The sequence below is a fragment of the Streptomyces sp. NPDC037242 genome (assembly GCF_055604165.1).
This window is the reverse complement of the sequence record NZ_JBVJUY010000001.1, coordinates 341070-350104: the sequence shown is the minus strand read 5'-3', so window position 1 is coordinate 350104 and position 9035 is coordinate 341070. Positions and strand designations below refer to the sequence as shown.

Sequence of the window (9035 nt, the reverse complement as noted above, 5' to 3'; positions counted from 1 at the left end):
CTGGGACGCCATTGGCGTCCCAGGGCCCTCTTTTGGTCTTTCCGGGCCCCCTCGCGGGGCTTGGGGGTGTCTGGCGGGTGCCCGTGGGGAATGAGCGGCGGACACCCGTCAGGCACCCCCTACGGCGGCCTCAGCCCGCCGGGGTGTACTTCTCGGCCGCGGGGGCGACCGCGGCCTCCTTGACGACCTTCAGGCCGCCCGGGGTCTGCGCGTCGGGCTTCATGATCACGCTCTGCCGGGTGGAGGGGGCCTTCGGGTCGGAGAAGTCGTGCGTGATCCCGAAGCCGCTGTCGTAGGACTTCAGGGTCAGCAGGGCCTTGCCGACGCCCTCGCGGGTGAGGTCCTTGTCCGCGCAGGCCTTCTTCAGGGCCTCCCCGTAGACCGCCGCGGCCGTGTAACCGGCCACCACGCCGTTGTCGAGCCCCGCGTCCGGGTACGCGGCCTTGTAGGCCGTGGCGAGGGCCGCCGGGCCGGGCGCCGTGGAGCCGATGGGCAGGGCGGACGCGGCAACGTAGTAGTCCTTCTGCAGGGCCGCGCCCGCCGGGGTGGCGAGCAGCTGCGGGGCGAAGGCGGAGTTGTTGCCGACCACGGGCACGTTCCAGCCGCCGGCCGCCGCGACCCCGACCAGCGAGGCCGCCTGCTTGGGCCCCGCGCTGACCACCACGGCCTTGACCCCGGCCTGCTTGAGGGCCGCGACCTGCGCGGACATGTCGTTGTCGGTGGGCTTGATCTTCTGCTCGACGACGGTGAGCCCGGCCTCCTTGGCCGCGTGCTTGGCCCCGGCGAGGGAGTTCTCGCCGTAGTCCCCTTCGAAGTAGACGTGCCCGATCTTGTCGCCGGAGGCGATGCGCTTCTGGTCGAGGAGGTAGCCGATCGCGTTGACCGTCTCGATGTCGTACGTGGCCCCCACCGTGCGGATGGAGGCGCTGCCCAGCAGCGAGGCGGACCAGGCCTGCGGGATGACCAGGCCCTTGTCCTGGCCGTCGATGCGGCCCTTGGCCGCGGCGACGAAGGGGGAGCCGATGAACTGGGCGAAACCCAGCACGTCGGGCTCCAGCTCGGTGTAGCCGGCGAGGGCCTTCTGCGGGTCGTAGCCGTGGTCGCGGACCGTCAGCTCCAGCTGCCGGCCGCAGATGCCGCCGGCGTCGTTCGTCTGCTTGATCCAGAGCTGCTGGGCCTGGGTGACGCTCTTGCCGAGCGAGGCGTAGACGCCGGTCATGTCGGTGAGGGCGCCGAGCCGGATGGCGGTGGCGGAGACCCCCTTGCCGGTCTTGACCCCGCCTTCGGCCTGCTTGTCGTCGGCGCCGCCGCCCGCCTTGCCGCTGCAGCCGGCGGCGCCGGTGAGGGCGATCGCGGCCGCGAGGGCGGCCGTACCGAGTCGCGCTCGCTTGTTCGCACTGGGTCTGATCACGCTGGCTCCTTCGGGGGACGTGCGGGCCGGGGAGGCCTGATCCGGGCGAGGCCGCCCGGGAGGAAGAGGACGACGGCGACGACGGCCGCGCCGTACAGGTAGCGGGACGTCTCGCCCGGGGACACCCCGCCGGTGCCCGGCGCGGAGACGAGCGGGAGGGCGTCGCTGTAGCGGGTGAGCAGCTGGGGCAGCAGGGAGACGAAGGCCGCGCCGATGACGGAGCCCGCGACCGTCCCGAGGCCGCCGATCACGATCATGGCGAGGTATTCGAGGGAGAGGACCATGCCGAAGTAGTCCGGCACGGTGCGCTGGAAGACGAGGGCGAGGAGCACCCCCGCCAGCCCCGCGTACATGGAGGACAGGACGAAGACGGCGGCGCGGTAGCGGGCGACGGGCACGCCCATGACGCCGGCGGCGATGTTGTGGTCCCGGATGGCGTTCATGGCGCGGCCGGGGCGCCCCCGCAGGACGCCGCGGGCGAAGAGGGCGCAGCCCAGGAGGGCGGCGAGGGCGACGTACCAGAGCTTCTCCGCGGACTGGAAGGGGACGGCGGCGATCACGGTCTCGGTGTCGTCGAAGGTGATGCCGAAGAGGGAGAGGGGCTCGACGGCGCGGCCGTTGAAGCCGCCGGTGAGGGGGGTGGCGTTGAACAGGACGTGCTGCCCGATGAAGATCAGCGCGAGGGTGGCGATGCCGAGGTACGCGCCGCGCAGCCGGCCGGCGATGGGGCTGAAGAGCCCGCCCGCGGCTCCCGCGAGGGCGACGGCGAGGACGGCCGCGAGCCAGCTGGGCAGGCCGAGGCCCACCAGTGCGTGGCCGCCGGAGCGCCCGCCGTCACCCGCCAGCGCGCAGTACCCGTACGCGCCGACGGCCAGGAAGAAGGCGTGCCCCATGGACAGCTGGCCGGTGGCCCCGGTGAGCAGGTTCAGCCCGATGGCACCGATCCCGGCGGCGATGGCGAACAGCCCGGCCTGGAGCCAGAACCGCTCCAGGTAGAAGGGCAGGGCCAGCAGCACCAGGACCCCGGCAGCCAGCGGGATCCGGCGGAGGCGGTCAGACACGGGCGAGCTCCTTCGTGCCGAAGAGGCCTGCCGGACGCAGGAGCAGGACCACGACCATCACCAGGTACGGGGCGAGGTCGCCGATGCCGCGGCCCAGGAAGGTGAGCTGGCTCTGGTAGCCGGTGGCCATGGCCTCGGTGACGCCGACGATCAGCCCGCCGGCCAGGGCTCCGGTGGTGGAGTCGAGGCCGCCGAGGATGGCCGCCGGGAAGGCCTTGAGGGCGGCCAGCGAGGTGGCCCGCTCCAGTCCGGGGGTGGGGAAGACGGTGAGGAAGAGCGCCGCCACCGCGGCGAGGGCTCCGGCGACCGCCCACGCGGCCATCGAGACCCGGCCCAGCCGTACGCCCATCAGCGCGGCCGTCTCCGGTTTCTCGGCGGCGGCCCGCATGGCCACTCCCCACGCGGTGTACCGGAAGGCGAGGAGGAAGGCGGTGATCAGCAGGGAGGCGGCGATGAGGGCCGCGATCCGGGTCTGCGGCACGGTGACCGGCCCGAGGCGGACCACGGCCGCGCCCCACGGGTCGCCGAGGGCGAGGACGTCCGTACCGATGCGGCGGGTGAGGTCGGTGACGAGCAGGATGTCCACGCCGATGGTGACGATGGCGAGGACGCCCGGGTCCTGGCCCCGGTAGCGCCGCATCACCAGGAACTCCACCCCCGCCCCGACCGCGGCGGCGGCGCCGGTGCCGACCGCGAGGGCGGGCCAGAAGCCGATGTCGTCGTGGAGCAGGGCGGTGACGTACCCGCCCGCCAGGAGGAGGGAGGCGTGGGCGAAGTTGACCACCTCGGTGGCCTTGAAGATGACCACGAAGCCGAGGGCGATCAGGGCGTACACGGAGCCCATGGAGAGGCCGCCGAGGAGCAGTTCCAGGAAGGTGGTCACGGGGCCGGGGCCTCCTCGCCGAGGTAGGCGCGGACGACCGCCGGGTCGCTCTGCACCTGGGCGGGGGTCCCGCCGCCGATCCGTTTTCCGAAGTCGAGCACGGTCACCGCGTCCGCGAGCCGCATCACCACCCCCATGTCGTGTTCGACCAGCACGATCGAGATGCCGAGGCTGTCGCGGACTGCGGCGACGACGGCGGCGGTGCGCGCCCGTTCGTCCGCGGTCATCCCGGCGACGGGTTCGTCCAGGAGCAGCAGCCGGGGCTCCATGCACAGGGCCCGGGCCAGCTCGACGAGCTTCTGCTTGCCGTACGGGAGGGAGCCCGCGGGGGCTGCCAGGTCACCCTCCAGGCCGACGAAGGCGGCGATCTCGCGGACCCGTTCGCGGTGCAGCCGCTCCTCGCGGACGGCGGACGGCAGCCGCAGCCCGGTGGCGAGGAACCCCGAGCGCATCAGCCGGTGGCGGCCCAGCAGCAGGCTGTCGGCGACGGTGGTGTGCGGGGGCAGCGCCAGGTTCTGGAAGGTACGGGCGACACCGAGGGCGGCGACGGCGTGCGGGGCGAGACCGGTGAGCTCGGCGGCGCCGAAGCGCACGCTGCCCGTCGCTGCGCGGTACACCCCGGAGAGCACGTTGAAGCAGGTGGACTTGCCCGCCCCGTTGGGCCCGATGACGGCGTGGACACTGCCCGGTTCGACGGTGAAGGAGACCCCGTCGAGGGCGGTGAGCCCGGCGAAGCGGACGGTCACGTCGGTGACGGTGAGGAGCGGTGGGGCGGTCGTCTCCTGCGCTGCGGACGGGATCACGCGGACCACCTGCGCAGGGTTCGGGTCGTCCGCGGGGGCGGGGCGTCCTCGTCGGTGATGCCGAGGTAGCGGCGGCGTACCTCGTCCGAGGCCGCCAGCTCGGCGGCCGGGCCCGCCAGGGTGACCTCGCCGACCTCCAGGACGTACGCGTACGAGGCCAGCCGGAGCGCGAGGGCCGCGTTCTGCTCCACCAGCAGCACCGAGGTGCCCGAGGCGTTGATCTCGGTGATCGTCTCGGCGATGGTGGCGGCCATCTTCGGCGCCAGGCCCAGCGAAGGCTCGTCGAGCAGCAGCAGCCGCGGGCGGGCCATCAGGGCCCGGCCCAGCGCGAGCATCTGCTGCTCGCCGCCGGACAGCAGGCCGGCCCGCTGGCGGGCCCGCCGGGCCAGGACCGGGAACAGCTCGTGGACGCGGGCCAGCGAGCGGGCGGTGTCGGCGCGGGAGCCGGCCCGGGCCCCGAGGGCGCCGGCCCGCAGGTTGTCGGCGACGCTCATCCGGGTGAACACCTGGCGCCCCTCCGGGACCTGCACCACCCCTGCGGCCACCGCCCCGGCCGGGCCGAGGCCGTCCAGCGGCCGGCCGTCGAAGCTGATGCCCCCGCCGGTTGCGGCGCCCCGGTGGAAGGCGAGCGTCCGGGACACCGCCCGCAGCAGGGTCGTCTTTCCCGCGCCGTTCCCGCCGAGTACGACGACCACGGTGCCCGCCGGTACGTCGAGCGACACGGCGCGCAGTGCCCGGACCGGCCCGTAGCCGACGGACAGCGCGCTCACCTGGAGCGAGGCCACATCCCCTCCCACTGCTTGCCCACCCACGGTCGGGCTTTGTGCTGGCGCACAGACCAGCACCGGGCGGGGGCGGGCGTCCACGGCCCGAAGCCGAATCGCTGCCGATGACCAGCCCGGGGTGGGGTCCGCTTGTGCAACGGCACAGACCTGCCGACGGGGCCTCTTACGCCGGCGGGCCCCGGGTGACATCCTCTGCGGCCATGGGTGGACGCAGGGCGCGGACGGAAGCGGAATGGTCGGTGCTGCTGACGGCGGCCGAGGTTCTGGTGGAGCGGATCCCCGCTCTGACGGAACAGCTCATCGGCGATCTGGCGAAGCATTCGCCGCTGTTCGACGTGGCCGTACCGCGGGACGAGCACTGGCAGCAGATCAGCGAGGCGATGCGGTACGGCATCGAGGCCTTCGCGGCGCGCCGCTCTGACCTGCGCAAGGACCTGGCCTACGCGCAGGAGCTCGGGCGGCGCAGAGCCGAACAGGGCCTGCCGCTGGACCTGTTGCTGTACGCGTACCGTCGCGCGGGCCGGCTGACGTGGGATGCCCTGCTCGACATCGTCACGGAGGAGGACCCGGACGCCCTGCCGGTACTGGCCCGGACGGCGGGCGCGATGTGGGCCGGGATCGAACAGCAGGCCGCCGCGACGGCCGAGGCCTACCGGGAGGGCGAGCTGGAGATGCGCCGGCGCAGCGACGAGCGGGTGCAGGCGCTGCTGGACGCGCTGCTGGAGGGGGACCCGGCGCCGGGCCTGGCGGCGCGGGCGGCGGCGGGCCTGGACCTGCCGGAGCAGGGGCGGTACGCGGTGGTCGTGCTCCCGGTGGACCGGCGGGACTCGGTGCACCGGGTGGCGTCGGCGGGCGGGATGCGGCTGTTCTGGCGGATGCGGGCGGAGCAGGAGCTGGCGGTGGTGGCCCTCGGGTCGTCCTCGCTGGACGAGCTGGCCGCGGAACTGGCCGACCGCTGCCCCGGCCCCGGCGGGATCGGCCCGGTGGTGGGCGGGCTGGCGGAGCTGGGCCGGGCGCGGCGGCTGGCGGAGACGGCGCTGGCCACCTGCGGGGCGGAGGAGCGCTCGCTGGTCCGGCTGTCGGAGCGGCTCCCGACGGCCCTGGTCGTACGGCAGCCAGAGCTCGCCGGGGAGCTGGTCCAGGCGGTCCTGGGTCCGCTGCTGGAGCTGGACCCGGCGGACCGGGCGGTGCTGCTGGAGACCCTGGACGCATGGCTCGCGGCGGAGGGCTCCGCCGGCCGCGCGGCCACCCGTCTGTACTGCCACCGCAACACGGTCTTCAACCGGCTGCGGCGGCTGGAGCACCTGACCTCCCGCTCCCTGTCGCGCCCGCACGACCTGATCGCGCTCACCCTGGCCGTGGCCGCCCACCGCCTGACCGGCACCTGCGGACCGGCGGGCGTCTGATGCCTTGACCGCGGTCCGGCGTCCGTGGGCCGGGGCCGGCGTCCGTGGGCCGGGGCCGGGGGCCGTGGGCCGGGGCCGTAGGCCGGGGCCGGGGGCCGTAGGCTTGATGTCGGAAAACCGCCAGCCCGGCGGTGAGACGGCCGGGATCCTGGAGCCATGTACACCGACACCGATCGCTGCGTCAGAGCAGTGCAGTCGAAGGACGCCCGCTTCGACGGGTGGTTCTTCACCGCCGTGCTGACCACGCGGATCTACTGCCGGCCCAGCTGCCCCGCCGTGCCGCCCAAGGTCGAGAACATGACCTTCCTGCCCAGTGCCGCCGCCTGCCAGCAGGCCGGCTTCCGGGCCTGCAAGCGGTGCCGGCCCGACACCAGCCCCGGTTCGCCCGAGTGGAACGCCCGGGCCGACGCCGTCGCCCGCGCCATGCGGCTCATCCAGGACGGCGTCGTCGACCGCGAGGGCGTGCCGGGCCTGGCCGCCCGCCTCGGGTACTCCACCCGCCAGGTGGAGCGGCAGCTGAACGCCGAGCTCGGCGCCGGCCCCCTCGCCCTCGCGCGGGCGCAGCGCGCGCAGACCGCGCGGCTGCTCATCGAGACCTCCGAACTGCCCATGGGCGACATCGCCTTCGCCGCCGGGTTCTCCTCCATCCGCACCTTCAACGAGACCGTCCGCGCGGTGTTCGCCCTCGCCCCCGGCGAGCTCCGGCAGCGGGCCGAGAAGGCCAACCGGCTGGGGCCCAAGGTCCCCGGAACGATCGCGCTGCGGCTGCCCTACCGGGCCCCGCTGAACCCCGACAACCTCTTCGGGCACCTCGCCGCCACGGCCGTTCCGGGAGTCGAGGAGTGGCGGGCCGGGGCGTACCGCCGGACGCTGAGGCTCCCGTACGGGACCGGGGTCGTCTCGCTCACCCCGCAGCCCGACCACATCGGCTGCCAGCTCGCCCTGACCGACCTGCGGGACCTGACCATCGCCATCAGCCGCTGCCGCTGGATGCTCGACCTCGACGCCGACCCCGAGGCGGTCGACGGGCAGCTGCGCACCGATCCGCTGCTGGCCCCGCTCGTGGACAAGGCTCCCGGGCGCCGGGTGCCCCGTACGGTCGACGCGGCGGAGTTCGCCGTACGCGCCGTCCTCGGCCAGCAGGTGTCCACCGCGGCCGCGCGCACCCACGCGGCCCGGCTGGTCGCGGCCCACGGCGAGCCCGTGGCCGACCCGGACCCCGAGGGCGGGCTGACCCACCTGTTCCCCTCCCCGCAGGCGCTGGCCGGGCTGGACCCGGAGTCCCTGGCCCTGCCCCGCAGCCGGCGGACCACCCTGACGACCCTGGTCGCGGCGCTGGCCGACGGCTCGCTGCCGCTCGGCATCGACAGCGACTGGGAAGCGGCCCGGGCGCGGCTGAACGCGCTGCCCGGATTCGGTCCGTGGACCACCGAGGTGATCGCGATGCGGGCGCTGGGCGACCCGGACGCCTTCCTGCCGTCCGATCTGGGGGTCCGGCGGGCCGCGAAGGACCTCGGCCTGCCGTCCACGCCCGCGGCGCTGACGGCCCGGGCGGCCGGCTGGCGGCCCTGGCGCGCGTACGCCGTCCAATACCTGTGGGCCACCGGCGACCACCCGGTCAACCACCTGCCCGTCTGAGAGGCGCGAAAGACCATGAACAGCAGCAGCAAGCAGCACACCGTCGTCGACAGCCCCTACGGCCCGCTCACCCTGGTCGCCACCGACGGCGTCCTCAGCGGCCTGTACATGACCGGGCAGCGCCACCGCCCCGCCGAGGAGTCCTTCGGCGAGCGGGTCGCGGCGTCCGAGGAGCCCTTCCCCGAAGTGGCGCGGCAGCTGACGGCGTACTTCGCGGGCGAGCTCACCGAGTTCGACCTGCCGGTCCGGCTGGAGGGCACCGACTTCCAGCGCAGCGTCTGGGGTCAGCTCGTACGCATCCCGTACGGGCAGACGTGGTCGTACGGGGAGCTCGCGGCGAAGCTCGGCAAGCCGGGTGCCTCGCGCGCGGTGGGTCTGGCCAACGGGAAGAACCCGGTGGGGATCATCGTGCCGTGCCACCGTGTGATCGGGGCCTCGGGCAGCATGACGGGCTACGGCGGCGGCCTGGACCGCAAGGTTCGGCTGCTGGCCTTCGAGGCCGGGGAACAGCAGCTCTAACTGGTGTCCGGCGGGTCGTCCGCGTCGGCGTCCCGCCGGCGCAGACCGACCTTGACCGCGCCGAAGAGGACCTTGGCGACCACCCCGACCACGATCAGGTCGGCGATCATCTGCACGGTGGTCAGCGCACGGCCCGTCCCGGTGGTGGGGGCGATGTCCCCGAACCCCACGGTCGCGAACACCGCGACCGTGAAGTACATGGCATCGATCCGGCTCAGCGGCTCGGAGAACGACCCGGCGTGCTCCTTGGCGAGCAGGAAGTACGACGCCGAGAACACCACGAGGAACAACGGCACCGCGGTGGCCAGCGCCTCCAGCGCCCGCAGCAGCGGATGCTCCGCACGGCTGACGGCGGAGATGTGCCAGGCGAGCAGGCAGCCGAACCCGGTCAGTCCGAGGACCAGCGAGGTGACGGCGGTGACCTCCAGCCCACGGTCCAGCGGGACCAGGTAGTAGAGCGCGAGGAGCAGGGCCACCGAGGCCGCCGAGCGGACCAGGTGGACCGCGATTACGCGGTAGCGCTCCATGG

9 protein-coding genes are annotated in these 9035 nt (G+C 74.1%); 3 read left to right on the top strand and 6 right to left on the bottom strand.

Translation table 11 applies throughout. The features are described from left to right. Positions 1-130: 130 nt before the first annotated feature. The 5 genes from ACZ7GJ_RS01435 to ACZ7GJ_RS01415 are packed head-to-tail and all read right to left on the bottom strand — an operon-like array spanning position 131 to position 4943. Positions 131-1411 carry an ABC transporter substrate-binding protein gene (locus ACZ7GJ_RS01435; protein ID WP_470748255.1) on the bottom strand — a complete coding sequence of 427 codons (1281 nt, stop codon included), beginning with the start codon at positions 1409-1411 and terminating at the stop codon, positions 131-133. After that, entirely contained in the window at positions 1408-2472 is a 1065-nt protein-coding gene (locus tag ACZ7GJ_RS01430) for a branched-chain amino acid ABC transporter permease (RefSeq protein WP_470748253.1), read from the bottom strand. Before ACZ7GJ_RS01430 ends, ACZ7GJ_RS01435 begins: the two co-directional genes overlap by 4 nt. Beyond that, positions 2465-3355: a branched-chain amino acid ABC transporter permease gene (locus ACZ7GJ_RS01425; RefSeq protein ID WP_470748252.1), complete on the bottom strand. Its 891-nt coding sequence runs from the start codon at positions 3353-3355 to the stop codon at positions 2465-2467. Before ACZ7GJ_RS01425 ends, ACZ7GJ_RS01430 begins: the two co-directional genes overlap by 8 nt. After that, positions 3352-4167, bottom strand: a complete 816-nt coding sequence (locus tag ACZ7GJ_RS01420) for an ABC transporter ATP-binding protein (protein ID WP_470748250.1) — start codon at positions 4165-4167, stop codon at positions 3352-3354. Before ACZ7GJ_RS01420 ends, ACZ7GJ_RS01425 begins: the two co-directional genes overlap by 4 nt. Further along, positions 4155-4943: an ABC transporter ATP-binding protein gene (locus ACZ7GJ_RS01415; RefSeq protein WP_470748248.1), complete on the bottom strand. Its 789-nt coding sequence runs from the start codon at positions 4941-4943 to the stop codon at positions 4155-4157. The genes ACZ7GJ_RS01420 and ACZ7GJ_RS01415 overlap by 13 nt, the downstream gene beginning before the upstream one ends. A 200-nt stretch (positions 4944-5143) precedes the next feature. On the opposite strand from ACZ7GJ_RS01415, the gene ACZ7GJ_RS01410 reads away from it, so the two are divergent. The 3 genes from ACZ7GJ_RS01410 to ACZ7GJ_RS01400 all read left to right on the top strand — a co-directional run bounded on the left by ACZ7GJ_RS01410 (position 5144) and on the right by ACZ7GJ_RS01400 (position 8506). After that, positions 5144-6349 (top strand): PucR family transcriptional regulator, encoded by a 1206-nt coding sequence (locus ACZ7GJ_RS01410; protein WP_470748246.1) that lies wholly within the window; start codon positions 5144-5146, stop codon positions 6347-6349. 156 nt (positions 6350-6505) lie between these two features. Continuing rightward, positions 6506-7987 carry an AlkA N-terminal domain-containing protein gene (locus ACZ7GJ_RS01405; protein WP_470748244.1) on the top strand — a complete coding sequence of 494 codons (1482 nt, stop codon included), beginning with the start codon at positions 6506-6508 and terminating at the stop codon, positions 7985-7987. Between the two features lie 15 nt (positions 7988-8002). Beyond that, positions 8003-8506 carry a methylated-DNA--[protein]-cysteine S-methyltransferase gene (locus ACZ7GJ_RS01400; protein WP_470748242.1) on the top strand — a complete coding sequence of 168 codons (504 nt, stop codon included), beginning with the start codon at positions 8003-8005 and terminating at the stop codon, positions 8504-8506. Here the strand turns inward: ACZ7GJ_RS01400 and ACZ7GJ_RS01395 are convergent. Next, positions 8503-9033, bottom strand: a complete 531-nt coding sequence (locus tag ACZ7GJ_RS01395; protein WP_470748240.1) for a potassium channel family protein — start codon at positions 9031-9033, stop codon at positions 8503-8505. The genes ACZ7GJ_RS01400 and ACZ7GJ_RS01395 overlap by 4 nt on opposite strands. Positions 9034-9035 lie beyond the last annotated feature (2 nt).

What these genes read in the sequence shown, in the direction of transcription:
- ACZ7GJ_RS01410 (WP_470748246.1), top strand. Translation starts at nt 5,144, where the DNA reads ATGGGTGGACGCAGGGCGCGGACGGAAGCGGAATGGTCGGTGCTGCTG.
- ACZ7GJ_RS01405 (WP_470748244.1), top strand. Translation starts at nt 6,506, where the DNA reads ATGTACACCGACACCGATCGCTGCGTCAGAGCAGTGCAGTCGAAGGAC.
- ACZ7GJ_RS01400 (WP_470748242.1), top strand. Translation starts at nt 8,003, where the DNA reads ATGAACAGCAGCAGCAAGCAGCACACCGTCGTCGACAGCCCCTACGGC.
- ACZ7GJ_RS01395 (WP_470748240.1), bottom strand. Translation starts at nt 9,033, where the DNA reads ATGGAGCGCTACCGCGTAATCGCGGTCCACCTGGTCCGCTCGGCGGCC.